Annotated in this window: 22 protein-coding genes; 11 read left to right on the top strand and 11 right to left on the bottom strand. The window is 70.9% G+C overall.

Features of this window, described 5'->3' with window-relative positions; genetic code table 11:
• The first annotated feature begins 62 nt into the window (after window positions 1-62).
• The 3 genes from ETAA1_RS20320 to ETAA1_RS20330 are packed head-to-tail and all read left to right on the top strand — an operon-like array spanning window position 63 to window position 2,708.
• Window positions 63-869, top strand: a complete 807-nt coding sequence (locus ETAA1_RS20320) for an Mrp/NBP35 family ATP-binding protein (protein ID WP_145241686.1) — start codon at window positions 63-65, stop codon at window positions 867-869.
• Between the two features lie 15 nt (window positions 870-884).
• Complete coding sequence (locus tag ETAA1_RS20325; RefSeq protein ID WP_145241688.1) at window positions 885-1,307, top strand: EamA family transporter; 423 nt, start codon at window positions 885-887, stop codon at window positions 1,305-1,307.
• A gap of 12 nt (window positions 1,308-1,319) precedes the next feature.
• Window positions 1,320-2,708, top strand: coding sequence for a WD40 repeat domain-containing protein (locus ETAA1_RS20330; RefSeq protein ID WP_145241690.1), 1,389 nt, complete (start codon window positions 1,320-1,322; stop codon window positions 2,706-2,708).
• A 3-nt stretch (window positions 2,709-2,711) separates the two neighbouring features.
• Here ETAA1_RS20330 and ETAA1_RS20335 read toward each other — a convergent pair whose 3' ends face one another.
• Entirely contained in the window at window positions 2,712-4,223 is a 1,512-nt protein-coding gene (locus ETAA1_RS20335; protein ID WP_315851278.1) for a sulfatase family protein, read from the bottom strand.
• A 546-nt stretch (window positions 4,224-4,769) separates the two neighbouring features.
• Between ETAA1_RS20335 and ETAA1_RS20340 the strand changes: the two genes are divergently transcribed.
• The 3 genes from ETAA1_RS20340 to ETAA1_RS20350 all read left to right on the top strand — a co-directional run bounded on the left by ETAA1_RS20340 (window position 4,770) and on the right by ETAA1_RS20350 (window position 8,312).
• Window positions 4,770-5,387: a hypothetical protein gene (locus tag ETAA1_RS20340; protein ID WP_145241694.1), complete on the top strand. Its 618-nt coding sequence runs from the start codon at window positions 4,770-4,772 to the stop codon at window positions 5,385-5,387.
• Window positions 5,384-5,662, top strand: a complete 279-nt coding sequence (locus ETAA1_RS20345; RefSeq protein WP_145241696.1) for a hypothetical protein — start codon at window positions 5,384-5,386, stop codon at window positions 5,660-5,662. Before ETAA1_RS20340 ends, ETAA1_RS20345 begins: the two co-directional genes overlap by 4 nt.
• 838 nt (window positions 5,663-6,500) lie before the next feature.
• Window positions 6,501-8,312: a prenyltransferase/squalene oxidase repeat-containing protein gene (locus tag ETAA1_RS20350; RefSeq protein WP_145241698.1), complete on the top strand. Its 1,812-nt coding sequence runs from the start codon at window positions 6,501-6,503 to the stop codon at window positions 8,310-8,312.
• A gap of 58 nt (window positions 8,313-8,370) precedes the next feature.
• On the opposite strand, the gene ETAA1_RS20355 is transcribed toward ETAA1_RS20350, so the two are convergent.
• From ETAA1_RS20355 to ETAA1_RS20365, 3 genes are all read right to left on the bottom strand, one after another.
• A complete protein-coding gene (locus ETAA1_RS20355; protein ID WP_145241700.1) occupies window positions 8,371-9,309 on the bottom strand; it encodes a dihydrodipicolinate synthase family protein in 939 nt (312 codons plus the stop codon).
• A gap of 39 nt (window positions 9,310-9,348) precedes the next feature.
• A complete protein-coding gene (locus tag ETAA1_RS20360; RefSeq protein WP_145241702.1) occupies window positions 9,349-10,407 on the bottom strand; it encodes a WD40 repeat domain-containing protein in 1,059 nt (352 codons plus the stop codon).
• Between the two features lie 285 nt (window positions 10,408-10,692).
• Complete coding sequence (locus ETAA1_RS20365) at window positions 10,693-11,676, bottom strand: AAA family ATPase (RefSeq protein ID WP_145241704.1); 984 nt, start codon at window positions 11,674-11,676, stop codon at window positions 10,693-10,695.
• A gap of 205 nt (window positions 11,677-11,881) precedes the next feature.
• On the opposite strand from ETAA1_RS20365, the gene ETAA1_RS20370 reads away from it, so the two are divergent.
• Genes ETAA1_RS20370 through ETAA1_RS20380 form a run of 3 tightly spaced genes read left to right on the top strand, consistent with a single transcriptional unit; the run spans window position 11,882 to window position 14,971 of the window.
• A complete protein-coding gene (locus ETAA1_RS20370; protein WP_145241706.1) occupies window positions 11,882-12,829 on the top strand; it encodes a polysaccharide biosynthesis/export family protein in 948 nt (315 codons plus the stop codon).
• Window positions 12,830-12,847: 18 nt separating this feature from the next.
• On the top strand, window positions 12,848-13,366 hold the full coding sequence (locus tag ETAA1_RS20375; RefSeq protein ID WP_145241708.1) for a hypothetical protein: 519 nt from the start codon (window positions 12,848-12,850) through the stop codon (window positions 13,364-13,366).
• A gap of 45 nt (window positions 13,367-13,411) precedes the next feature.
• The gene (locus ETAA1_RS20380) at window positions 13,412-14,971 is read left to right on the top strand and encodes a hypothetical protein (RefSeq protein ID WP_145241710.1); all 1,560 of its coding nucleotides are present in this window, start codon (window positions 13,412-13,414) and stop codon (window positions 14,969-14,971) included.
• Window positions 14,972-14,981: 10 nt separating this feature from the next.
• Here ETAA1_RS20380 and ETAA1_RS20385 read toward each other — a convergent pair whose 3' ends face one another.
• Together ETAA1_RS20385 and ETAA1_RS20390 are read right to left on the bottom strand one after the other, a co-directional pair.
• A complete protein-coding gene (locus ETAA1_RS20385; RefSeq protein ID WP_145241712.1) occupies window positions 14,982-16,040 on the bottom strand; it encodes an RluA family pseudouridine synthase in 1,059 nt (352 codons plus the stop codon).
• Window positions 16,041-16,043: 3 nt separating this feature from the next.
• On the bottom strand, window positions 16,044-16,784 hold the full coding sequence (locus ETAA1_RS20390; RefSeq protein ID WP_145241714.1) for a hypothetical protein: 741 nt from the start codon (window positions 16,782-16,784) through the stop codon (window positions 16,044-16,046).
• An 89-nt stretch (window positions 16,785-16,873) separates the two neighbouring features.
• Here ETAA1_RS20390 and ETAA1_RS20395 point away from each other — a divergent pair, with 89 nt between their 5' ends.
• Together ETAA1_RS20395 and ETAA1_RS20400 are read left to right on the top strand one after the other, a co-directional pair.
• On the top strand, window positions 16,874-17,278 hold the full coding sequence (locus tag ETAA1_RS20395; RefSeq protein ID WP_145241716.1) for a secondary thiamine-phosphate synthase enzyme YjbQ: 405 nt from the start codon (window positions 16,874-16,876) through the stop codon (window positions 17,276-17,278).
• A 112-nt stretch (window positions 17,279-17,390) separates the two neighbouring features.
• Entirely contained in the window at window positions 17,391-18,125 is a 735-nt protein-coding gene (locus ETAA1_RS20400; protein WP_145241718.1) for a hypothetical protein, read from the top strand.
• 19 nt (window positions 18,126-18,144) lie between these two features.
• Here ETAA1_RS20400 and ETAA1_RS20405 read toward each other — a convergent pair whose 3' ends face one another.
• The 5 genes from ETAA1_RS20405 to ETAA1_RS20425 all read right to left on the bottom strand — a co-directional run bounded on the left by ETAA1_RS20405 (window position 18,145) and on the right by ETAA1_RS20425 (window position 25,535).
• Window positions 18,145-19,080 carry a beta-propeller domain-containing protein gene (locus ETAA1_RS20405; RefSeq protein ID WP_145241720.1) on the bottom strand — a complete coding sequence of 312 codons (936 nt, stop codon included), beginning with the start codon at window positions 19,078-19,080 and terminating at the stop codon, window positions 18,145-18,147.
• Entirely contained in the window at window positions 19,080-20,552 is a 1,473-nt protein-coding gene (locus tag ETAA1_RS20410) for a reverse transcriptase family protein (RefSeq protein WP_238389265.1), read from the bottom strand. Before ETAA1_RS20410 ends, ETAA1_RS20405 begins: the two co-directional genes overlap by 1 nt.
• A 376-nt stretch (window positions 20,553-20,928) precedes the next feature.
• Window positions 20,929-22,632: a hypothetical protein gene (locus ETAA1_RS20415; protein ID WP_145241723.1), complete on the bottom strand. Its 1,704-nt coding sequence runs from the start codon at window positions 22,630-22,632 to the stop codon at window positions 20,929-20,931.
• Window positions 22,633-23,008: 376 nt separating this feature from the next.
• Window positions 23,009-24,655, bottom strand: coding sequence for a hypothetical protein (locus tag ETAA1_RS20420; protein WP_145241725.1), 1,647 nt, complete (start codon window positions 24,653-24,655; stop codon window positions 23,009-23,011).
• Between the two features lie 73 nt (window positions 24,656-24,728).
• Window positions 24,729-25,535: a DUF4198 domain-containing protein gene (locus ETAA1_RS20425; protein ID WP_145241727.1), complete on the bottom strand. Its 807-nt coding sequence runs from the start codon at window positions 25,533-25,535 to the stop codon at window positions 24,729-24,731.
• Window positions 25,536-25,540 lie beyond the last annotated feature (5 nt).

The raw sequence follows: 25,540 nt of genomic DNA on the forward strand, positions 1-25,540 counted from the left end.
GTTGGTGGGTCATTGGGAGTTGGTCGTTCGGATGCATTGAACGCACTCGCAAGGTCCGCACCATGAACCCGCAAGCTCCCCCGAAGCTCTCACTCCCCGGCGTGAAGCACGTCGTCGCCGTCGCCAGCGGCAAGGGCGGCGTGGGCAAGTCCACCGTCGCGGCCAACCTGGCGCTGGCGCTCCGCATGGCCGGCCAGAAAGTCGGCCTCATGGACGCCGACATCTACGGCCCGTCCGTGCCGATCATGTTCGGCCTCGGCACCGTCAACCCGCAGACGACGCCGTTCCCGCTGGAGAAGTACGGCATCAGCCTGATGTCGATGGGCTTCCTGGTGGACCCCAGCCAGGCCGTCATCTGGCGCGGCCCGAAGGTGGCGCAGGCGGTGCAGTCGTTCCTCGGGCAGGTCGATTGGGGCCAGCTCGATACGCTCGTGATCGACCTGCCGCCCGGCACCGGCGACGCGCAGTTGACGCTGTCGCAGAGCGCCCCGCTGACCGGCGCCGTCATCGTGACGACGCCGCAGGACGTGAGCCTGATCGACGCCCGCAAGGGCGTGAAGATGTTCCAGGAGGTGCGGGTGCCGGTCCTCGGCGTGGTCGAGAACATGAGCTACTTCGTCGGCGACGACGGCAAGCGGTACGACATCTTTCGCTCCGGCGGCGGGCGGAGGCTGGCCGACGAGATCGGCGTGCCGCTGCTCGGCGAACTCCCCATCGACCCACGCATCGCCGAGTGCGGCGACGCCGGCGAGCCGTTCGTGCGCAAGTACCCCGACGCCCCCGTGTCGGCTGCGTACGCGGCGCTGGCGAAGCGAGTCATCGACGAGCTGGCCAACCCGGTGACGGGGCTGCCGGAAGTCGTTCTCTGACGCGAGGGGCCGGTCGTGGACCGCTGGGTGTGGTACGCCCTGGCGTCGATGGCGTTCGCCGGGGCCACGGCCGTGGTCGCCAAAATCGGCCTCGCCACGGTGTCGGCCGACCTGGGCTCGGCCGTCCGCACCGCCTTCGTGTTCCTGTTCATGCTCGCGTTCGCTGCCGTGGTCGTGCCGAACGACGAGTACGCGAAGCTCGGCCGCCGCGACGTCCTGTTCCTCGCCCTGTCCGCGGCCCTGACCGCCGCGTCGTGGGTGTGTTACTACCGCGCCGTCCAGCAAGGCCCGGTCGCCGGCGTGACACTGATCGACAAGGGAAGTCTGGTCGTCGCGGTGCTCCTGGCGTGGCTGCTGCTCGGCGAGGAGCCGACGCCGCAGCTGCTGGTCGGGTGCGGATTGGTGGTCGCCGGGTTGGTCGTTGCATCTCGCAGTTGATGAGGTGTACTCATGCCCCGCTATGACGAGGATGACGAGGACGCCGACCGCCCGCGCCGCCGGCGGAGGCGCGACGACGACGACCACGACCCGTTCCGCCCCCGGAAGAAGCGCGGCGGCGGCCCGCCGATCGGCCTCATCGTCGGCGGCGGCGTCGCGGGCGTGCTTCTCCTGGTCGGCGGGATCGTGCTCGCGCTGACGATGAGGAAGGCCGGCCCGCTGGAGGCGAAGGGCGGCCCGGCACCCGCACCCGCCCCGGCTCCGGAAGTCCGTCCGGTCCCATTCCCCGTTCCCGGGCCGGCCGCTGGCGTGGAGGCAAAGAAGCCGCTGTTCGGCGTCTCACTGCCGGCCGGCACCGAAGGCGTGCGGCAGATCGCCTTCGGCGGCGGGCCGGACGGGTACGTCGGCCTCGTCGGCTCCGCCGGCCTCACCGCCGACCAGAATCTGACGGTCGCCAGGGCGAAGACCGGCGAGCTGGTCGGGCGGGTGCTCCTGCCGAACGGCGAGTCGGTGAACGGGGTCGCCATCTCGACCTCCGCCCGGTACGCCGCCGTGCACGTCTCCGCACCGTTCGACGGCGACGTGGTCGTGCTCCATGAGCTGGCGTCGAAGCAGTCGTACCGGTTCACGCCGTACTCGAAGAAGGGGGCGATCACCAACCCCGGGCTGGTGTTCGTCGGGTTCGTCGGCCCCGACCGGCTCCTCACGGCGCACGAGACGAGCGGGTTCGACGTGTGGCAACTGCCGAAGATGACGCGGGTGTGCGGCCAGCCGGGCCGGCCGCCGAGTTCGATGCCGATGGTCGAGCGCGAAGGGTTCAGCATGCGCGCGAAGAACGCCGCCCTGTCCGCGGACGGCAAGACGCTCGCGCTCTTCGACGGCACCGGGTTCGCGTTCCACGACACCACGACGGCCGCGCGGACGGCCAGGACCGAGGCGTTCGTGCAAGGCCTGACGGCCGGGTTCCGCGGGGCCGCGTTCGCGCCGGACGGCAAGCGGTTCGCCGCGATCACCACCACGTACTCGCCGCAGCCGCTGACCGCGCTCGCGGTGTGGGACGTGGCGAAGGGGGCGCGACTGAGTACCGCCCCGCTCCGGCCCGGCGCGGGCGGCACAGCGATGGCCTTCTGGGGGCCGGATCACGTCCTGCTGTCGCAGGGCGGGCTCGGCTCGGCCGAGGTCATGGCTGTGGCGACCGGCGAGATCGTGGTGAAGGTCGAAACGAAGGTTACGGGGTCGAGCCGGCTCGTCTCACCGGACACGCCCGGCGGCGCCCTGTGGTACGCCTTCGATCGGAGCTTCGGGGGCCGTGAGCCGTCGGCGTTGGGTTCGGTCCCGGCGCCGGCCGCGATGCCGGGGCGGACGCTGGAACTCACGCCTGATGGGCCGCAGTGGCGGTGACCGTCACGGCTTCAAGTCGCCACACGGCCGCACGCCCGTGCCTTTGCGGCGGGTGAGCGCGTCGCCCAGTTCCGCCCGCGCCCGCTCGGCGTGGGCCAGCAGCTCGCGCACCACGTCCGGGTGCGCCGCGGCGACATCGCGAGTTTCGCCCGCGTCGGCGTGCAGGTCGTACAGCGCTTGCCCGGTCCGCTCCACCCGGTAGCCATGACGGCTGGCGATGCCGCGGAGGCCGCTCACGCTCATCGCCTCCGGCTTCGCGCGGCCCCAGTTCGCCGGCTTGCCGCCCTCGCCCGGCGGGCCGTTCACGGTCAGGTAGTCGTGGGGCAGGTGGAGCTTCCACCGCCCCGCCCGCACCGCGTGGAGCTCGTCTCCGGCGTAGAAGAAGTAGGCGGCGTGCGGCGAACGGGCGTTCGGCTCGCCGAGCAGGATCGGGCCGACGTCCTTGCCGTCGATCGGAAGCGCCGGCGACTTCGCCCCGGCCAGTCGGACGAGCGTCGGGAGCAGGTCGATTGTCATGACGGGCTCGTCGCACACCCGCCCCGCCGGGACGCGGCCGGGCCAGTACGCGATCCCCGGCACCCGCACCCCGCCCTCCCAGGTCGTGAGTTTCCCCTCGCGCAGCGGCCCGGCGCTGCCGGCGTGGCTGCCGTAGGACAGGAACGGACCGTTGTCCGAAATGAACAGCACCAGCGTGTTCGCCTCCAGGCCGTGGCGGCGGACGGCGGCCAGCACTTCGCCCACGCCCGAATCCAATTCCTCGACCACGTCGCCATAGACGCCGGCGGCCGAGCGGTGCCGCCACTCCGGCGACGCGAAGATGGGCACGTGCGGCATCACGTGCGGCAGGTACAGAATGAACGGCCGGTGGGCGTTCGCCCCGATGAACTCGACGGCCAGGTCGGTGAACCGGCGCGTGAACCGGCCCTGGTCGGGGTTCGTTTCGATCACCCGCTCGCCGCGGAGGAACGGCAGCGGCGGCAGGCCCGGCATCGTCGGGTGGAGCGGGCCGTTGTCGTTCGAGTACGGCAGGCCGGCGAAGTCGTCGAAGCCGCGGCGGGTGGGAAGGAACGGCGGTCGGTCCCCGAGGTGCCACTTGCCGTAGATCGCAGTCGCATACCCAGCCTCCCGCAAGAGTTCGGGCAGAAGCCGTTCCGCGGGGTGGAGGCCGACCGTGCTCTGGTGGTTGAGCGCCCCGAACAGCGACACGCGGTTGGCGTAGCAGCCGGTCAACAGCGACGCCCGCGAGGCCGTGCAGACCGGCTGCGAGACGTAAAAGCTGGAGAAGCGAGTGCCCTTCGCCGCGAGCTGATCGAGGTGCGGGGTGCGGAGCTTCTTCGCGCCATAGCACCCGAGGTCGCCGTAGCCCAGGTCGTCGGCCACAATGAGGACGACGTTGGGGGGCCGAATCTCGGACGCAACTGTCGTTCCAGGAAGGACTATCGCCGCAACCAGAGCCCAGGCTCGGGGAGTGATCCGCACGGTGGGATTCCTCGCGTGGTGGGCCGAGTGTCCCACGAGTTTCGGAGGCTGTCAACCGGCCGTGCCGCGGCTGCGAAATCGGGGTGGGCGCCAATCTGCCCGCTGAACCGCCTCGGCTCATGGTAGACCGTCGCGCCGCGCTACGGGTACGTCCCGTTCCGGACCCGCAAGACTCACCCGACCGTCTCGCCCAGCCCCACGCGCCCGTCCCTGCCCGGACCGAACCGTCCCGGCTGCGACAACCCGGCCCGCAGTGCCGACCCGACGAACCGGGATAACCCAACCCGTCGCCCCACCCGGCGCGGGGGCGGGGCGGTTTGTAAAGTCTTGCCCGGCGTTCGGTTGTTCGCCGCCGACCCGGCGGTTATCCGTGCGCGGCCACCCCGCGCGCCCTGGTCCGCACACGCGCCGTACCTCCTCGTTGAACCCGCGGGAGCAGGAACATGTCGAAGAACGCCCGGTCCCCCTGGCTGTCCCGCAAGCCGCAGGCCGAACTCCCGGCCCGGGGCTGAACTTTACGCCGCTCGAAGACCGGCTGGCGCCGGCCACTTTCACCTGGGACGGCGGCGGGGCCAACTCCCTGTGGAACACCGCGGCGAACTGGGTTGGCGACTCGGGCCCGGCTCAGGTCGCGCCCGGCACCCTGCTCGACCTGGTGTTCCCGGCCACCCGACGCCGGACAACAGCTACTTCCGCAGCGACTACAGCCTGACGATCCAGGACCCGGCGACGACCGGCACCATCGGCATCGTCGGCGGCCGCGGCACCGACTTCGTCAAGCTCGGGGCCGGGCACCTGATCCTGCCGCAGGCCAACCCCTACTTCGGCCGCACCCTCATCGAGCAGGGGTGGGTGACGGTTCAGAACAACCGGTCGCTCGGCGACGTGGTCCCGGCCACGGCCCTCGGCAAGACGGCCCAGCAGCCGACGATCGTGTCGGCCGGGGCGTCGCTCCACCTCGCTCTCACCGCCCCGGGCGTGGTTCTGACTCTCGCGGAAGAGCACATCGTCCTGGAGGGGCTTGGCCTCGGCTCGCTCCCGGGTCAGGAACAGCACCCGTACAGCTTCATCAATCAGAAGGGCGCGCTGATCAACCTGGGCGGCGACAACATCATCACCGGCGACGTCGGGCTCATCAGCACCGGGATCGGCACGGCGACCTGCTCGCGGGGGCCGGCCCGGGCGGCGGCCCGCGGGTGAAGATTTACGACGCCGGCAGCCTGCTGGCGGTCGGCGGGAACGCGGCGACCGTGTTCGCCGACTTCTTCGCCGGCAACGTCGACAACCGCGGCGGGGTGAAGGTGGCGGCCAAGAACCTGGACGGCGACAAGTTCATCGACGTGATGACCGGCGGCGGCAAGGGCGACTGGGCCGTGGCGACCGCCTACCGCGGCTCGGCCCTCATCGGCAACACCGCCGCGGCGATGTACGAGTTCCTGCTCGACGACACCCTGAACGGCGTGTTCGTCGGCTAACCCGACGTGGCTGTCCCGGGGGCGGTTGCCCCCGGGTGTCGCTCCCGACTGCGGCCCCGGCCGCGGTTTTTTCGTATTTCGGCGCCGGGTTTGTCTGGTTTTAACGCCGGGTCTCGTACTCAGGGGTAGGGAAGCGAGGAGTCCGATGCCCCACGCCGACGTACCGCCGGGTTCCGGCCCCGACGCCGACGACCGGCTCGTCGAGGACATGCTCTCGTTCCTCAACGGGGGCTCCGTGCCCGACACGCCGGATGGTCACCCGGTATCACCCGGACGTGGCGACGCCGTACGGCGACCGCCGGCCCCGACGCGCGGACGCCCTCCCCCGCCGGCCGCGACACCACGCCGGACCGGGTGATCGGGCCGTACCGCGTGGTCCGCCGGGTGAACGGCGGCGGCATGGGCGAGGTGTTCCACGCCCGCCACCGCGAGCTGCCAGTGGAGGTGGCGCTGAAGACGATCCGCACCGGGCACGACCACCGGCCGTGGGTCGCAGCGGACCGCTCGACCCGTGATCACCCGAGCGCAGGAGTCGCTCCGATGTGGCGCGTCCGTTCCCCCGAGACGGGGCGACCATCCGCCTCTTCGGTAACAAGTTCGTCGCTTCGGGTACGGCCCCGTAGGGGCTGGACGACACCGCGGTCTTCGTCAAGCTCCTCCGCACGTCGGCCGGGCCGGCGTGGGAGCGCCACGGCACGTCACGATCACCGTCTCGTAACCACGCGCCTCGCGGACGGCGACGCCGACGTTCCCGACCGCGGGTTTGTCCTTGCCCTCCCCCGACTGCGGGGGTAGGCTCGGGTATCCCGTCTGGCTCGCCGTCCGCCGAGGTCGATCCATGCCTCTCCCCCGGGTGCCCGCGGTCCGCGCCGCCGCGGTCGTAGCCCTCCTCGCCGCCACGAGCCTCGGCGGCGCACAAGAACCGCCCCCGGCCGGACAGCCGCCCGGCGAGGTGCAACCGCCCGCCAAAAAAGCACCACCCGCCCAGGCGGGCCGGCCGCTCACCCAGGCCGTCATCGACGAGGCCGTCGACCGCGGCGTGAGCTTCCTACGCCAGACGCAGACGCCCGCCGGCTCGTGGGGCAAGGGGACGAACGTCGGCCCCGGCGGGGGTTGGGCCGTCGGCTACACCGCCCTGTGCGGCATCGCCCTGATCGAGGCCGGCATCCCGCCGAACGACCCCGGCATCCAGAAGGCCGCGAACGTCGTCCGCGCCGCGCAGCCGAAGATCGACCACACGTACGAGGCGGCGCTCGCCATCATCTTCCTCGACCGCGTCGGCGAGAAGAAGGACAAGCCGCTGATCCAGGGGCTGGCCCTCCGCCTCATCGCCGGCCAGAGCGGCACCGGCGGCTGGGGCTACAAGGTGCCGATCGTCCCGCAGTCGGACGCGAACCTGATGTTCGGCGCCCTGAAGCAGTTGAACCCGCCGCAGACCGGCAGCACGCCGAGCCTCCGCGACCGCCCCGGCTCGCTGGGCCTGTGCATCAAGATGTCCGACGACGTCCGCCCGAAGCCGCCGGCGAAGCTGGCGACCGGCGCGGCCGCGGACACCACCAAAACCCTCGCCAACCTCGCCGCCAAGCTCCGCGGCCTGCCGACGTTCATCGACCCCGCCCGGCTGCCGCTCGTCGAGCCGAAGGACAAGCGGAACGACCCAATCGTCGGCACCACGGACAACTCGAACACGCACTTCGCCACCATCGGCCTGTGGTGCGCCCGCCGTCACGAGGTGCCGACCGAGCGGACGTTCGCGCTGCTGAACCGCCGCTTCCAGACGAGCCAGTCCGCCGACGGCAGTTGGGGCTACGACTTCTCCGCGGAGGGGAAGTCGGGCGGCTCCCCGGCCCTCACCTGCGTCGCGCTGCTGGGCCTGGCGATCGGCCACGCTCTCGACCTGGACAAGAACGAGAACGTGCGGCCCGAACAAGACCCGCGCATCCTGAAGGCGTTCAAGATGCTCGGGGGCCGGGTCGGGGCGCCGACCGGGTTCGTCGGCGGCGACCGGCCGACGCCGAAGGCGGCCGGCGGGCTGTACTACCTGTGGGCGCTGGAGCGGATCGCGGTGCTGTACGACGTGGCGCAGCTGGACAACAAGGACTGGTACAAGTGGGGCGCCGAAATCCTCTGCACCCACCAGAAGCCGAACGGCAGCTGGGAGGACGGCGGCTACCCGGCCGACCACCCGGCGATCAACACGGCGCTGGCGGTGCTGTTCCTGAAGCGGGCCAACCTCACGCCCGACCTGTCGCGGCGGCTGCTGATCGACCCGTCGCGGCTGACGGCCACGGTGAACACGCCCGCGCCGGCCCCGCCGCCTCCCCCTCCCCCGCCGCCGGAGCCGACCCCCGAGCCGACGCCCGAGCCGAAGGTGGAGACGCCGGCCCCCGCGCCCGCGCCGAAGGCGGCGCCGGCCCCGCCGCCGGAGCCGGTATCGACGCCGGCGCCGAAGGCGTCGTCGAACCTGTGGCTGTGGCTGGCCCTCGGCGGCGGCGTGCTGCTGGCGCTGCTGGGACTGCTCGCGTTCCTGATGATGCGGAAGCAGCCGGAGGAAAGGCCGCGGAAGAAGGGGAAGAAGGCCGCCCGCCCCCGCGACGAGGATGACGACGACGAGGAAGAAGACGAGCGGCCGCGCCGGCGGCGTAAGTAAACGAGTTCTGCCGCTTGCGGCGTAGCGCCGCGGCGCTACGCCGCAAGCGGCGGCAGATTCACACCCCCAGCATCTCCGCGATCCCCTTCAGCACCGCGCGGTCGCTGTCGGGCCGCGTCGGGCTCCGCGGGTGGGTGTTGTCGCAGCCGACCCAGCCGCCGAGCTTCAGGAACATCGCCGCCGAGTGCTTGTACGCCGGCACCGGCGCCCGGAACGCGAAGAACCCCAGGTACTGCAACACGTCGTTGAGCCCGTGGAACCGCGGGTCGCCGTCCTTCCAGTAGCGGTCGCGGAGCGCGAACAGGTCCGGCGCGAACGTGCTCAGGCCGAGCAGGTAGTCGCTGCCGTACATCACCATGTCGATGGCCAGGTCGTTCCCCGTCAGCACCAGGAAGTCGGGCCGCACCGCGTCGCGGAGTTGCAGGCGTTCCCACTCCTGCACGCGGTCGAGCGACGAGTGCTTGGCCCCGATCAGCTTCCGCACGCCGAGCAGGCCGCGGTAGGCGTCGAGCGAGTAAATCTTGCCGAACGGGGCGAACATGGTGCCGAGTTCAAACCCGATCAGCCCGTCGCAGTGCCGCCCGAGCGTCTCGTAGGCGGCGACCAGTTCCGGGTCGGGAAGCCTGGTGAGGCCGTAGCTCTGGAAGATGACCGGGGTGCCGCCGCGCTCCACGATGGGGGCCATCGCGCGGGCGTAGGCGTCGGCATCGAAGCGACTGCCCGGCGCGTCGCCGACGAACGCCCCGGCGACGAACCGGCCGCCGCCGAGGACGGTGCGGGTGCGGTCGAGGGCGTGGCACTTGGTGTCGTCGGTGATGAGGTTGCCGAACCCCGTGTCCATGTTGACGGCGGGGACGAGCCCGGCCGCGGCGGTGCGGGCGACGTGCGCGTCGAACGCCGGCCAATCGATGTCGCCGTCGTCGGTGAACGGGAGGAGGATGGCGGACATGCCGGTGACCGGCCGCCGCGGGCGGATCATGGCGATCGGGTCGAGCATCGGACGGCCCCGCGCGAGGAACGCGGGACATGATACGGATCAGTTCTTCGCCCCGCCGGCCAGCCACGCCGCCGCATCGTGGAGGGTCACGGTCATCCGCGACGGCCGGCCGGGCAGTTCCGGAGTGTAGGCGCGAACGGCGACGCGGCGGCCGGCGGGGTCGAATGCCGCGGTGATGACGTGCTGGTCGTCGCGCACCAGTCGGCCTCCGCGGGTGTAGAGTGACACCCAGCTGTCGAACAGAGGGTCGTTATTCCGCGGCGTCGAGCGGTGAACCACGAGCCAGCGCGGGTCCGGCCCGGGGTGCACGCTCGGCGGATGGCCCTTCTCGACACCGGCCACGAAGAAGGCGTGACGCTGCCGGCCGTTCGCAGCGTCGAAGATAACGACCCGGCCGTCTTTCGAGGTCGTTACCACCTCGGTACCGTCGTCGGTGAGCCACGCCACTTCCCCGCCCACGCCGTCCCCGCCGAAGGTGTGGACCACCTTCCCGTTGGTCATGTCCAGCGTCTGAATCGCCTCGACCCCGGAGTACAGCAGTCGAGTGCCGGTCAGGTCGGTCGTGTAATGACCGAGCCGCTCGCCGCCCTCCAGTTTCACGGAGGTGTCGGAGCCGTCGCGCGGGTTCCACGTCCGCAGGCGTTGCTTGTTCGTGGCCATCAGAAGGCGGCCGTCGCGGGTGATCCAGTGCCACTCACAACGTTCGTCCTTCTCCCACGTCGGCTCGAACACGACCCGGCCGTCGGCGAGGTTCCAGACTTGCTCGCCGCCTGTGATCCGGCCGGTATCGCGGTCGTAGTGTCCCCAGTGCGACAGCAAGTGCTTTCCGTCCGGCGAGTAGTTGGCGGACTCGACCCGCGAACACTTCAGCCGTCGAACCTCCGCCCACGACTTGATGTCTCGGATCACGACCTCACCGGTCGCGGGGTACGGCGTCGCCAGGTGCTTGCCGTCGGGAGAGAAGTCGGACGAGGCGTCGGGGAGTGTGCGTAGGTGGCGGCCGCTCGCGGCGTCCCACAGGGTCAGAACCGGGTCGTATTCCTTTCCCCGCGGCCGACTCCCGGACACCGCCAGGATCGCGCCGTCGGGCGAGAACACGCAGGAGCCGGGGAACGGGCAACCGTGCCGGTCCAAGTCGAGAATGTGTGGCGTGTTGGCTGGTACGGGAGGGCGGGCCGTCGCCGGGACCATCATTAGAGCTGCGGCCGGCATGAGTGCGGCCGTGAGAACTCGTGTCATAAGTCACCAGCTGGCAATGCCTACCATGCACCGCGAGCATACCAGGCCGGTCGTCTTGCTCCAACATACTTTCGTGACATTGACTCAATGCGTGCCTCGACCCCCCGGGGGGGTCGCGTACACACAATGCCCGCGGGGCGAACGTCAGCGGTCGAAGTCGTCGGTGTTCGTCTCGCGCTGCCGGTCGGTGATCGGCACGCGGGCGTCGGCCACCAGGTCCTTGACGACCAGCTCGGCCGTCCGTTTGCGCAGGCGGCTCTCGGGCTTCAGGATCATGCGGTGGGCCAGCACCGGGTGGGCCATCTTCTTCACGTCGTCCGGCAGGGCGAAGTCGCGGCCGCCGATCGCCGCCAGCGCCTGTGCCGTGCGGTACAGCGCCAGCGACGCCCGCGGGCTGCCGCCCAGCAGCACGTCCTCGTGGCTGCGGCTCGCGTGGACGATCTCCAGCACGTACCGCTTCACCTTGTCGTCCACGAAGATGCCGCGAATGCTCTCCTGACACGCCAGCACGTCCTCGGCGCTCACCACCGCCTTCAGGTCGTCGATCGGGTGCCCCTTCTGGAGGCGGCTCAGCATCTTGCTCTCCTCCTCAAGAGTCGGGTAGCCGAGGCTGAGGCGGACGAGGAAGCGGTCGAGCTGCGCCTCGGGCAACGGGAACGTGCCCTCCTGGTCCACCGGGTTCTGCGTGGCGATGACCAGGAACGGCGCCTTGAGGATGTAGGTCTGCCCGTCCACGCTGACGCGGCGCTCGGCCATCGCCTCCAGCAGCGCGGCCTGCGTGCGCGGCGTGGCGCGGTTGATCTCGTCGGCCAGGAGCGTCTGGGCGAACACCGGCCCGGAGCGGAACTCGAACTCGCCCGACTTCTGGTTGAACACCGACGCGCCGGTCACCTCCGACGGCAGCAGGTCCGGCGTACACTGGAGCCGCTTGAAGGTGCAGCCGACGCTGCGGGCCAGGGCGCGGGCGAGCATCGTCTTGGCGACGCCGGGCACGTCTTCGAGGAGGATGTGGCCTTCGCAGAAGTACGCGGCGACGGCGAGGGTCACCTGCGGCTTCTTGCCGATGATGACCTTCTCGATGTTGGCGATGATCCGGCCGGCGACGGCGGCCACGTCGGGTTGGGACATCTCGGCTCGGCGGCGGAGGGTGTAGGGTAGGGTACGGAGGGAGACGACGGCCGGCGGCCGGCGTTCCGCGGGAAGTCGGGCGCCCATCCACCCCACCCTGCCAAGCTTGAGCAAAACTTGACGGGCCGGCTGAAACGTTCACGTCCGCGGTCCGGCGGCGCCGATATTCCCGGTGACGACGGCGGAGCCTAGCGGAGGGGGCGTTATGCGGGGGGCGTGCGGACTACTCGCGGCGGCGCTGCTGTGCGGCGTGTCCGGGTGCCTCCACCCGCACGGCATGGGCAGCCCGCCGCCCGGCGGCGGGGTCGGCGTCCACGGCCAGCCGCCGATCGCGGTGCCGCCGCAGGGCGCGGTGCCGCGCGAACTCGACCCCATCACGCTGCCGCCTTACGTGATCGAGGCGCCCGACACGCTGATGATCCAGGTCGTGCAGCGGACGCGGGTGGACGACCTCGACGCGAACGGGAAGGCAATCATCGGCGACGACGGGAAGGCCGTCAAGAAGGACGCGACGAAGGACCTGCCGGTGCAGGCGATCAACGGCGGCGGGCCGTTCCTGGTGAACCCCGACGGCACGGTGCGGCTCGGCTTCTGGGGCTCGGTCATGGTCGCCGGGCTGACGCTCGACCAGGCCGTCGAGGCGATCCGCCAGCACCTGCTGCGGTCCGAGGTGCTGACGCGGTCCGGGGTGCGGCCCGAGAGCCTCGTCGTGATCGTGGACGTGATCTCTTACAACAGCAAGCGGTACTACGTCATCACCGACGGCGGCGGCTACGGCGAGCAGGTGTACCCGTTCCCCGTGCAGGGGAGCGAGAAGGTGCTGGACGCCATCGCCAACATCAACGGCCTGCCGGCGGTGGCCAGCAAGCGGAACATCTGGGTGGCCCGCCGCTGCCCGCACCCCGACCAGCCGTGGCAGATCCTGCCGGTGGACTGGGTCGGCATCACGCAGCACGGGCAGTCGTTCACGAACTACCAGATTCTCCCCGGCGACCGCGTGTACGTGAAGGCCCAGCGGCTGGTGACGATCGACACCGCGATGGCCCGGATGCTCAGCCCGATCGAGCGGATGTTCGGCATCACCCTGCTCGGGACGAGTACGGTGAACCAGATCTCGGGCCGCGGCAACGGGTTCAACAACAACGGCTTCTAACACCACGAGGACGGCACCATGCGAACCACGATCCTGAGTGCGGCGGCACTGCTCGGGCTGGCGGCGACCGCCGCCGCCCAGCAGCCGGGGGGCTTCCCCTCTGGTGGGCTGAACTACGGGGTGCCGGGCTACCCGACGTTCAACCCGCAGAACGCGATGCCGAACATCTACAACCCGCGGACGCAGCCGCTGAGCCCGTACCTGAACCTGATGCGCGGCGGCAGCCCGGGCGTGAACTACTACTACGGCGTCCGCCCCGGCACCACCGGCGGCGGGGCCACGTACGGGGCCGGCGGGTCCGGCGGGGTCGGGCCGCGAGCGGGCGGGTTCCAGTTCCAGTACACGCCGGACGACGCCCTGCTGCTGCCGGAGCCGGGCGAGGGCTACGTGCTGCCGCCGGCCGGGCACCCGACGGTGTTCAACAACACCCTCGGCTACTTCCCGTCCGGCCCCGGCGCCGGAGGCGCGGGGATGGGCGGGCAGCGGCCGCGGTCGGGGAACACGCCGGTGCAGCAACCGCGGGCGGGGCGCCGCTAACGAACAGGCCGCCGGGACGGACCCCGGCGTGAGAAGGAGCCCGACATGGATGTCGGTTCGCAGAAGGCCGGCCGCTGGTCGTGGGCAGTACGCGGGGCGTCGGGACTGGCGGTGGCCTCGGCCGTGTCCGCGGCCGCCGCCGCCGACGGCCCCCGCGCCGCGGCGCTGCTGCCGCCGCGCGTCGGCGCCGCGCCGCCGGCCGCGGTCGTAGCCCGTGGCGCCATCGACGACGACCCCCTCGCCACGACTCCCGTCGTGCGGAAGGGTTCGACCCCGCGCCCGCTCACGCCGCCGACCGCGACGAGAGCCGCACCGGACCACTGGCTGAGCGGCGTCGATCCGAACCTCATCACCGCGGCCGCGACGACCACCGCAAAAGGCGTGACGCCGGCGAAACTGACGCTCGCCCCGCAACCGGTGTCGGCGCTGCCGCCGGCCGCGTCGCCGAAGCTGACCGCCCCACCGCCGCTGTTCAAGGCCGGCGATCCGAACCCGTTGTCGAAGGGCGTCGAGGCGTTCAAGGGCTTCGCCACGCAGGACGGCACCGCCGCCCTGTCGCCGGCCGGGTCACCGCCCGCGGACACGCGCTCGCCGCACGACCCCCACACGGGGAAGGCACCGAACGGCGCACCCGTGCTGGCCGGCCCGCCGGCGTGGCGGTGGTACGGCTACGGCTCCGTTACCCCGGGGGCCAACGCGTACGCGCCGAGCGGCCAGTACCCGCGGGCTTCGGCCAACTGGTACTCGGTGACGAAAGCGACGCCCGGCGCGTTCCCGGTGCCGGTGGTGAACCCGTACCGTGGCGGCTCAGGCACCGAGCCGCCGAGCTACGCCGGCAACACGCCCGTGCCGACGCGGCCGACGTTCACGCCGATGCTGACGGACAACACGCTGCCGCCGCCGCCGGTGCTGAACCCGGCCCCGCTGCCGCCGCCGAAGCTCGGGCTGATGCCGACCGCCGAGCCGCTGGCCGCGGCGCCGCTGCCACTGCCTACAATGCCGTCGATGACCGCGCCGGCTCCGGTGTCGGTAGCGCCGCCGGCGTTCACGCCGATCCCGCTGCCGCCGCCGCCGGCCGTGCGAGCCCCCGAACCCGTTGCCAGCCGACCCGCCGCTCCACCGATCCTGCCGCCGTTGTCGGTGATGCCGGCGACCCCGGCGCCGGTGGTGCCGTCGCTCGTGCCGACGGCGGCCCCGGCGGTGGCGCCCGTGTCGGCACCGGCGGTGGCGCCCGTGTCTGCGCCCGCGGCAGCCGAGGACGATGTCCGCTGGAAGTCGAACCCTACGCACCGCCCGTCGCCTCCCCCGGGGACGTGGGGGCAGCCGGGCGACCGCCTCCGCTCGACCGCCGAACCACGGCGGCCGATCGCCCGCGGCCAGATCGGCGACGAGGTGCAGGAGCCGACCGACGCGGTGGAGGCGGTGGTACAGGCCGTCTGCCGCGGCCGGGCGACCGGGATCGACGTGCGGCACACCGGCCCGCTGCAAGTGACGGTTTGTTTCGAGGCACGGTCACAGACGGACGCCACGGCGCTGGTCCGCGACCTGAGCGCGCGGCCGGAGTTGGCCCGGTACGAAGTGAACTTCTGCGTACTGGTGAAGTGAGTCGCGGGCGTCAGCCCGCGTCGCCCGCCCGCCGCCGCATCGTCGCCCACAGTTCGGCGAAGTCCTCGGGCGGCTTTACGTCCCAGCTCACCGGCTGGTCCGTCGCGGGGTGAACGAACCCGAGCCGGGCCGCGTGCAGCATTGGTCGCTCCGCCGAGCTACGGTCCGGCAGCGGCTTCCCGTTCAGCGGCCGGTCGTACACGCGCTCCCCGCACAGCGGCGTTCCCGCCTCGCCGAGGTGGATGCGTACCTGGTGCGTCCGCCCCGTTTCCAGCCGGCACTCGACCACGGCGAACGGCCCCAGCTGCTCCAGCACCTTTACGTGCGTCACCGCCTTCTTGCCGTCCTCGGTCAGCAGGTCGCGCGAGGTGCCCCGCCGGCCGTCGCCGCGGTCTGGCACGAACAGCGACTCGATCCGCCCGCTCTTGGGGGCACCGCGAGTGAGTCCGAGGTAGCGGCGGTCGGCGGTGTGCTTGCGGAACTGATTCGTCAGGTGCTCGGCCGCTGCGCGAGTGCGGGCGAACACCACCAGCCCGGACGTGTCCCGGTCGATGCGATGGACGGCGGTCACCGGCCGGGTCGGCGCCCCGAGCGCGGCCGGGAGCAGGTCGGCGAGCGTCTTCGGCAGGAAGCGCTTGCCGCGGCCGAACTCCTCGGCCTCCTCCTTGTGCCGCATCGTGGTCAGCCCCGCGGGCTTGTTCACGACCACGATCGTGTCGTCGGCGTAAACGATGGCCTCGGCCGCTAGCAGCGACCCAACTCCATCGCCGTCAGGCAGCTGGCCCGGGAGGCGGACCAGCTTCGGAACGGGTTTCGGCTTCGGCTTCGGAGGCGGGGTCGTGGTGGGGGTCGCGTTCTTCACCTCGACCATGCCGCTGTCCAGCTGCACGCTCTTGCCGACCTTGAGCCGCCGAGCCACGTCCGTCTCGACCTGCTGACCGACGCGGACGTGGCGGTTCTCGATCATCCGCTTGGCGTGCGCCCACGACAGCCCGTAGCGCGTCTTCAGGACGGCGGCGAGCGTCTTGCCGTTCTCCCGGCGGTCAACCACGAACACGATCGGCGGCATCGGTCACTCCACGGCGAACGTCTTCTCATCGATCGACCCCAGCGGCCGGTACTCGGCCACGGTGATCTCCAGGAACGCCTTGCCGTCGTGGCTCACCCGCGACCGCATCGGCACCATCATGCCGCCGACCGCCTTGTACTCGGAGAAGGCGGTGAACTCGTCCACCTTCTTCTGTTCGGGGTTCAGCCCCTCGCGCCGCATCCCCGCCAGCAGGCCGGTCTTCTGGTCGAAGTACAGACGGGCGTCCTTCAGCCCCTTGGCCTTCACCAACAGCACCGCCGCGGGCCGGCCGTCGACCGCGCCCGGCGCCTCGGCCGACAGCGTGTACTTGGTCGCGTCCAGGAGCGGGTACAGCAGCGACATCTCCTGAATGACGGCCGACTCCCTCAACTCGGCCTGCACGGGCGGGTCGAGGCGGCTCGGCTGGCCGGCCTCCGTCTGCCGCACCTTGTCGCCGTTCACCAGTTGCACCAGCGTCGTCTTCTGGCCGAACGCCTCGATCGTCATTTCGAGCCGGGCCTTGCCGGGGACGGCGAACGCCAGCGACCCGGTGAACGGGAACTCGGTGCCGTTGATGGCCACCTTGCCGCCGATCTTCGAGGTGCCGGCCGGGTACTTCTTCAGCACGTCGAGCCCGCCGTGGGCGTCGATGGCCCGGCGGACCACGTCCGCCGGCGCCGGCCCGGCGGGCTGAGCCACCGCGACCGCCACCACCGTCAGAACCAGAATCCCCGCCCGCACCATGACCGCTCTCCCTCGTGGACGCCGAGTCGCCGGTCGGCACCGCGTTAGAATACGGTTGTGGGCGGCAGGTCGCAACGAAGGGGCGGGCCATGCGGACGATCGACGTGCGGACGGACCGGCGGACCGAGTTCGTGGACATCACCGCCGACGTCCGCCGCGCCGTCCGGGAGGAGCGGTTGACCGACGGGGCCGTCGTCGTCTATTCGCCGCACACGACTGCCGCCGTGACCGTGCAGGAGAACGCCGACCCGGACGTCGTCCACGACCTGCTGTTGTGGCTGAACGGGAACATACCGAAGGACGTGCCCGGCTTCCGCCACGCCGAAGGGAACAGCGACGCGCACCTGAAGAGTTGCCTGGTCGGCCCGTCGGTGCTGGTGCCGGTCGCCGGCGGCGAGTTGGTGCTGGGCCGGTGGCAGGGCGTGTACTTCTGCGAGTTCGACGGCCCCCGACGCCGCGAGGTGAAGGTGCAAACCATCGGGAACAAATTGTAAACCCCGCCGCGGTCGGCCGCCTCTGGTGTCGGGTTCCCCGACGATCCTCCTTGACGGCCCGGCGGGGGCGCCGGTAAGGTCCGTTACCCCCCTCCACGTGCCGGGCCGTCTGATGCACCTGATCGCCCCTGACATTCTGGCCGAAGCCCGCGGGGTGAGCGGCGCCCTCGCCGGCACGGCGTGGGTGTTCGGCTTCGCGCTGTGGCTCTTCGGCTGGCGGTGGCACCGCTTCTGGGTCGTGGCCGGGGTGACTCTCGGGGCCGGGCTGATCGGCCTGAACGCCGGCAAGACGAGTGGCGGACAGGTGATGGCCGTCGGCATTCTGCTGGCGGTCGCGGCCGGGATGATGGCCCTGGAGCTCGCGAAGGTGCTGGCCTTCGTCGCCGGCGGCATCGGGGCGTGGCTGGCGGTGCAGTGGGTGCTGCCGCAGGCGCAGGAGTTGTGGGCCGTGTTCCTGTCCGGCGGCCTGTTCGGGCTGCTGCTGTACCGCCTGTGGACGATGCTGCTGACGAGCCTGATCGGCACGCTTATCGCTGGCCACGCGGCACTCCTTCTTCTGGAACAAGTGTTGAAGTTCGACGCCGTGGCGTGGAGCAGCGCGAACCTGGTGGCGCTCAACGGCGTGGTCGTGGGCTTGACGGTGCTGGGGGTCGTGGTACAGGCGAAGCAGGCGCCCGAGCCCACGCCGGCGGCGGCGGCGGCGGAGAAGACCGAAGAGCAGAAGGGAAAGAAAGTCGACCGACACGGTGAGCGCGATGACCACGGCCACGCCCGCGACGACGACGACGAGTCGAAGCCGGCCGGTGGGTGGTGGGGGCGGCTGAGTTCGTTAGCCCGGTCGAAGTGACACCCCGCCGGTTGCGAGGTCAGCGAATCACTCCCGGGATGTCGAGCACTTGCGCGGCGGCCAGGTCATTGCCGAACACCTGCCGGTTGCGGAACGTCCACACCACCTTCTTGTCCCGCGTCACCTCGAAGAGCTGCGGCTGGTCCGGGCCGGCGTGGCAGTTGCCGACGATCAGGTTCCCGTTCGGCAGCGCGTGCAGCGTCGTGACCCACGCCAGTGTGATACCAGGCAACTCTTTCTGATCGAGGCTCCACACCACCCTGCCGGCGCGGTCCACCTCGAGAACGCGGTGGTTGTTCCCGCCGGCGATCACGGTGTTGCCGTTGGCCAGCCGCACCGCCCCGAACACGCTCGTGCCGTAGCTCTCTGGGCCGTGACCCGGCGCCTCCTTCTTCCCACCCAACTCCAGGGCGTACTCCCACACCGTTTTCCCGGCCGGGTCGTACTCGCGGACGAGGCCGTCGCCTTCCTGGCAAACGAGGTAGTTGCCGGTCGGTAGCTTCCGCACCAGCCGCGTGTCGCGGTGCGCGTCGGGCCGCTTGACCGACAGCGACACCTGGCGCACGATCTTGCCGGCGGCGTCCACCTCGACGATCCGCCGGTTTCCGCTCTCGGCGACCATCGTTGTCCCGTCCGCCAACCGCTGGAAGGCGTGGACCTCGACGCGGCCCTTGTTGTCGCCGGCCGGCTTCGCCTCGTACCGCCACACCACCTTTTTGTCCGGCGTCATCTCGGTGACGGTCGCGGGGCCGGTGTGGAGCAGGACGTTGCCGTTCGGCAGCAGCTGGATGTCGTGCGAATTGTACTTGCACTCCACCTCCCACTCGACCTTGCCGTCCTTCCCGACGAGCGCGACGTGCCCCTTGTCCTGCGCCAGGACGCGGTACACTGGCGGGTCCGCTGCGGCGACGGCGGCGAGTGACAGGGCGATGACACCGGAGAGGATCAGTCGCATCAGGAACTCCGTTCGGAGAGGGCGTTGTACTCGGCCCGCAGCTTCGCCCCCACGTCGGGGCGGACCATCGCCACGAACGAGATCGTGCCGTCGAGCCAGGCGCGGAAGTTCTCGCGGCCGGCGCGGTTCTGGGCGTCCAGCCCCTCGGCCCTTGCCCGGTGGAGGATCGCCCGCAGCTGTCGCAGTAGTTCCCGCGACACCGACGGCTTATCGTTCACCACGATGCCGGTCACCGTCTGCGCCGCGTTCCGCCGCATGACGCGGGTCTTCTTCTCGTTGACGGTGAAACCCTCCTCCGCGGCGAGGTGCCGGACGCGGGAGAGGAGATAGCCGACCTTCTCGGCCTGCTCCGGGTCACCGGAGAAAGTCAGGTCGTCGGCGTATCGGGTGAACGCGAAGCCGAGCTTCGCCGCGAGGCCGGTCAGCCGCTTGTCGAGCCGCCGGGCCACCTGGTTCGACAGCCCCGGACTCGTCGGCGCCCCCTGCGGCAAGCCGCGCGGGCCGATCGCCACCTCGTACGGGGTGCCGGCGTAGGTCGCGCTCGTGCGCGGGCACTCGGTGCAGAGCAGCGCGAACACCGTGGCGACGCTGCCGGAGTAGCCGTGCCGCTCGAACACCGCCCGCACCCGCGGGAACGTCACGCTCGGGAAGAAGTCCGACAGGTCGAGGTTCACCACCACCGCCTTGCCGACGTGCGGGGTCGCGTTCGACAGGATGCCGCGGCCCGGCACGAACCCGTGCGCCGGCTCCGTGACCGGGAACTTGCTCACGACGTGTTCGAGAATCCAGTGCTGCACGCGCTTCAGCGTGGCGTGCGGGGCGGCCAGCGTGCGGACGCCGCCCGAGCGCTTCGGCACCTGGAACTTCACGTAATGCGTCCGCGTCGCGGCCTCGGTGTGGAAGGCCAACCATCGCAACTGCTTGATACTGAGCCCGAGTGCGGCCGCGACCTCAGCGGGGGCGTGGAGCACCGGCAGGCCGTACTCGGCGAGGCGATCGGGGTCGCTGAGACGAAGGTGGAGCCGACCCGAGACGCCGCGGCCGAGGAAGATCACGTCCGTGTCGCGCCGCCGCTGAACGGCCTCGGCGCGTTCGTTCTTGCGGCGTGCGGCCTCTTCTCGCTTCAGCTGCTTCAGCCGTTCCTTCGCCTCGCGGTACGCTTGGACCGCCGCCTCGCCGGCGAACCCGGCCTGGAGGGCAACGTTCTCCAGGCTCGGCTTGAGCCGGGCGTACTCGGCGCCGACGCGGTGAATCTCGGCGAGATCCTCGGGCGTCAGCAGGCCGTGGGTGACGAGGGCGCGGTCGATGAGCCGGGTGCGCGGGTCGTCGGCCGGGGGGATGATGCTGGTGCGGCCCGTCTGCCAGGCGTTCGCCATCAGATTCTTGCCGGCCGCCGCACTCACGATCTCGCCGCGCGCGATCGGCAGGAAGTCCGGGGCGGCGTAGGGGTCGGCCGGCGGGAGAGGTTGCACCGCCGCAGACGGCGGAGATGGTGACGGCGTAGCCGCCGCTTGCGGCGGTGCAACGGCTGGCGCCACCGGTTCCGGATCAGGCGGCGTCGGGCGGCGGGCCATCCAGTCGTACAGGCTCATCGCTCACACCGTGAATTCCTGGGTCGTCGCGCCCGACGTCTGTCGTGGACCCGAGACGTTCACGACGCCGGCACGGGGTACTCCCCGCCGGTGACGCAGGTCGATTCAGACCGGCGGGGAGTACCCCGTGCCGGCGAACAGACCAACGGCTCGGGGGACGCAATCGCAAGCATCGGCAACCGCGGCGGAACGCCGCAGCATTGGTGAGGCTCGGACGCGACGACCCAGGGTTAGTGGGGCTTCCGTGCCCCTGTTCTCACACCCCGACCGGCGCGAAGCGGCGATACCACGTCTCCAGCGTGCCGCCGGACGGGTCGGGGTTCAGTGCCTTGTTCCGGACGGCCTGCAGGTGCCGGCACGGCCCCTTCCGCAAGCCCCCGGTGAAGAAGTACGAGCAGCCGCACTGCCCGGCGACGATCCGCTCGTCGGCGTCGAGCGTGACCTCAACGCCGGTCCGACCGTCGGCGCTGCCGGCGAGGTGGCGCATCCCCTTGGCGTCGGTGTGGTCGAGCGTCAGCCGCACCGCCCGCGGCGGCATCTGCCGCGCCGCCACCGTCTCCGGATTCTCGGGGCCGATCACCTCGGCGGACAGCGTCACCGGCATGATCTGGCGCCAGCGGTACACCTCGTGCGGCAGGTCGTGGATCACCTGGCCCAACAGCGCCAGCTTGTTCAGCCCCGCGGACACGGCCGGCGCCGGGGCGCGAACCCGCGTCGCCAGCGCGTCCAGCGTCCAGCGCGTGTTCTCGCGGAAGGCGGCGGCGACTTCGTTCAGCATCGCGGGCGCCGGGTCAACCGGCGGAGCCAGCTGGTCGAGCGCGCTGCCGCCGCTGGTCCAGTCGTTCGTCGTCCAGCCGCTCAGGCCGAGCGTCAGTTGCATCTCGCCCATCCGCATCACCCAGAAGCTCGGCAGCCCGGTGCCGAGCAGGTACACGTCAGCCCCGTCGAGGACCGGCAGCAGCCGGGCCAGCACCCGCAGGCGATCGCGGCCCCACACGCGGATCACCTCGGCGCGCGAGCCCTGGTACGGGATCGAGTGGAGCACGACCCGCCGCTCCCACGGCTCCAGCACGATGGCCGTCGGCTGGCCCGGGATCAGCTCGAACCGCACGGCCCGCGGCGACGCCTTCGCCTTGTTCCGCTTCAGGAACGCGAGGAGCGAATACACCCCTTCCCGGCTCACCGGCACGCGCCGCATCGGCAGGCTCATCGCGGACTGCAGCGTCGAGAAGCCGCGGAGCCAGCTCGGCGGCAGCTCGATCTTCTCCTCGCGGTACGTCGCCGCGTCGGCTTGCGTCTGCACCTCGAACCCGAGCGGGTCGATCGTGAACCGCGTCTCGCGGTAGCTGCGGATCTCCTGGAAGTGGTCGTACAACCGCCACGAGTAGTCCACGTTCGTGGTGCCGAGCGACACGTCGCGCTCGGCCTCGAACGCCCCGCGGTCCACCGTCAGACAGCCGTAGCTGCTCTCGTCGGCGCTGAAGCACTCGAAGAACACCACGTCCGGGCTGACGGTGATGACCGGGTCGCACGGCATCAGCAGCCGCCACAACTGCGGGTCCTCGCGCTGCAGGTACGAGCTGTATTTCTGCCGCGCCGCCCAGTAGCGCGACTTGCAGCGGTTGAAGTTCGCCTCCAGCCCCGCGGCGACCGGCGTGTTGAACTCGCCGAGCAAATCCTTGCGGCGGGCGGCGACGGCCTCGCGGCGGATCCGCCCCTCGCGCTCCTTCTCCTCGCGCTTCCACTGCTCGTAGCCGGTCTTGTCCTTCCGCTTGAAGCGCAGGTCGGAAACTACCACGTCGTGCAGGGCCGACACCGCCTCGCGGAACCGGAGCGGCTGCCGCAGCGTGCCGGTGAAGCTGACGCGGTCGCGCCGCAGGTTCGGGGCGAGCGACACGGCAAGCCCCGCGGTCGTCCGGGCGACCTGGCTGCGACCGCAGTAGGCAACGGACAGCTGCATGAAACGCTCGATCCGGAAGAAGACAATGGCCACAAAAAGGCACGAAAAGACACAAAAAGTAAGACCGAGCCAAGATTCATTCTGTCCTTTGTCTGGGTTCCCTTTTTGTGTCTTTTCGTGCCTTTTTGTGGCCAATCTGTCTTGGGCTTGGTCCTGGATCAGCGGTGTCCGCCGCGGCCGACTTCAGCCGTGGACCGGAGACGTTCACGACGCCCGACACGGCTGCCGTGCGGCGGGAACGCAGGTTGGCTCAGTCCGCCGCACGGCAGCCGTGTCGGGCGAACAGACCAACGGCTCCGGGGACGCAATCGCAGGCAAGCGCAACCGCGGCGGAACGCCGCAGCATGGTAGGCTCGACCGCGACGGACACCGTGGCTCATCCTCCCAGCGTCAGCTCCGGGAAGGTCGTTTCGATTAGTGGCCGGTGCTGCGGGAAGCGGGCCACGAACCCGGCCACGCCCGCCAGCCCGGCCCGGAACTCGGGCCCGCGCACCGACCGCAGGGCCGCCGCCACGATCGGCAGCAGCACGCCCGCTTCGTCGGGCTTCTTGCCCAACCGGTCGAGTATCTGCCGCACCACGAACGGCTTCGCCCGCCCGCCGCGGCTCACGTTCAGCAGCACTGCCGCCCACAGGAAGCGGACCCGGTCGGCCGGCAGCGCGTCGATCGCGCCGGCCTCGCGGGAACGCTCCTCCAGCATGGCGACGAGTCGGAGTCGAATATTGTCGTGTGGCGACTCCAGCAACCGCTGCCAGACCACGGCACTTTCACGGGCGCGGTCGTCGGTTTGAAGCCACTCCCAGCCGGCCTCGCGCACGTCCTCGTGGCGGGCGTCCAGGAATTCGAGCACCCACGTCGGTTGGAAGTCGGGCCGCTCGCCGAGCACGAGGCACGCCCAGGACACGAGCGCGGGGCGTAGCGGTTCCGCCTCGGCGTCGCGGAGGCCGAACACGGCCCGCACCTCGTCGGGCGTCGTCGGCCGCTTGTCGGCGAGCAGATACTGTCCGAGCCGGGCCACCGGGATCGGGCGGGCCATCGCCAGGCGGATGGCGTCGGCGAAATCCACCTTCGCCGGCTTCAGCACTCTCAGCATCAGGCCGGCGACGCGGTCCAGCACCTCGGGCTTCGCCGCGTCCAGGATCGCCAGCCAGCGCGCCACGGGGATCGCGTCCAGGCCCGGCACCTTCTCGATGAGGTCGGCGGCGAGGTCGTTCAGTTCGGGGAACGGCAGCTCGAGCCAGCGCAGCAGTTCTTCCAGCGACACGCGGGTGAGACGGTCGGGGGCGTTCTTGCGGAGCCACGCGATGGCCCACTGGCGCACGGTGCCGCAGTTCGCAGTCAGCAGCTCGAACGCGGGCTCCGGCGATTTCAGCCACAGCTTTCGGAACATCGGCTCCGGTTGGAGCTTCGACAGCGTCGTGTTCCCGACCAGCCGCCAGCCGGTCGGCTTCGCCTCCAGCGCCGGAGAAAAGTGGAACAAAACGTGGACCAGCCCCCAGTTGTCGAGCAGTGCCCGGCCGTCGGGCACGTCGGCGTCGGTGTACTGCTTCAGGGCGTAGCACACGGCCGGCAGGAAGCGTTCGGGGGCGACGCGGCCGAGCTTGCGGAAGTAGCGCCACGCCCGGCGGCGGAGGTAGTTCCGCGTCTGCGACGTGAACAGAACCGCCGGCGGTTCGGCGTCTGGTCGCCGGGGGCCGCGGCGGACGGAGCGGTCGAACGCCACCAGGTACCGGGCCATCGTGGCGTCGTCGCCGGCGGCTTCGGCGAACTTGAAGACACGCTTGACGAGCGGCTTGTGCGCGGCAACGGTCAGTGGCAGCAGGAGGTAGCGGTGCAGTAGCCGCCGGGCTTCGATGCGCGGGTCGGAGTACCACGTCTCGGCGAACACCGCGAGCGCCTTCGACTCGTGAATGCCGCGGACGGCGTCGACGAACGCTGCATCCCCCGCGCGGAACAGCTCCATCGCCCGGGACCAGCGCGGGTCCGGCGGCGGCGGCGGGCTGCTCCTGCGGAAGAACTCCATAGTCGTGGCTCGCGGGGTAATTGGGGAGGATGGTACGCCCGCGCGCGGCGCCCCGCAAGCGCCGTAGCTGGAATCACTCCGCGCAGCACGGGCACCGGTCCGGCACGAACACCGTCAGCGTCGCCGCGTACTTCACCTCCGCGTACGCCGTCTCGCCGGCCGGCGCCGGCACCGTGTGGTGCGCCACCACCAGGTAGTAGTTCCCCGCCTTCGGCGTGAACGACACCACGCCGTCGGCCGGCGTCACTCGCTCGTACTCGGGGTCGTCGCCCTCCTTGAGCGTCACCCCGCGTGGCACAAAGCTCACCTTCACCCCCGGCAGCGCCTTGCCCTGGTGGAGCAGCTTCACGCGGATCGGCGTGCCCGGACCCAGTGGCGCGACGGGGTTCTTCATTGCCACCAGTTCGAGCGGGTGGCCGATCGCCTTGTCGAAGCCGCCCCAGTCGTCGCGCACCTTGTCCAGGCTCGCGCTCGCCAGGAAGTACGCCTTCGCACTGCGGACCGAACGCACCATCTTGCCGTGGTTCACGACCGTGTCGGACGCCTGCGCCGCGACGTACACGCCGGGCACCGTCGGGCTGAACTTCGCAGTGTGGAAGCCCTCCTTCGGGGCGTAGCCGAGGTCGATCAGGTCGGGGCGCAGGTCGTAGTGCTTGCCGTCCGGGGCGTACACGACGAACGAGCCGACGGACGCGGCGGCGAGTTTGCCGGCGATCTTGAAGTCGCGGTGGTCGTTGCCGTGGTTGCCGAGCATCAGGTCGACGTGGACGGCGTCGCCCGTGCGGACGATGTGGGTGTTCGTCTGCACCCAGGTGTCGTGGGCCGGGGCCGCGACCGCCGCGGCGGCGACCGCCACGAGCGGCAGGAGATAGCGGGTCATGGGGT

Source organism: Urbifossiella limnaea (genome assembly GCF_007747215.1).
Taxonomy (GTDB): Bacteria; Planctomycetota; Planctomycetia; order Gemmatales; family Gemmataceae; genus Urbifossiella; species Urbifossiella limnaea.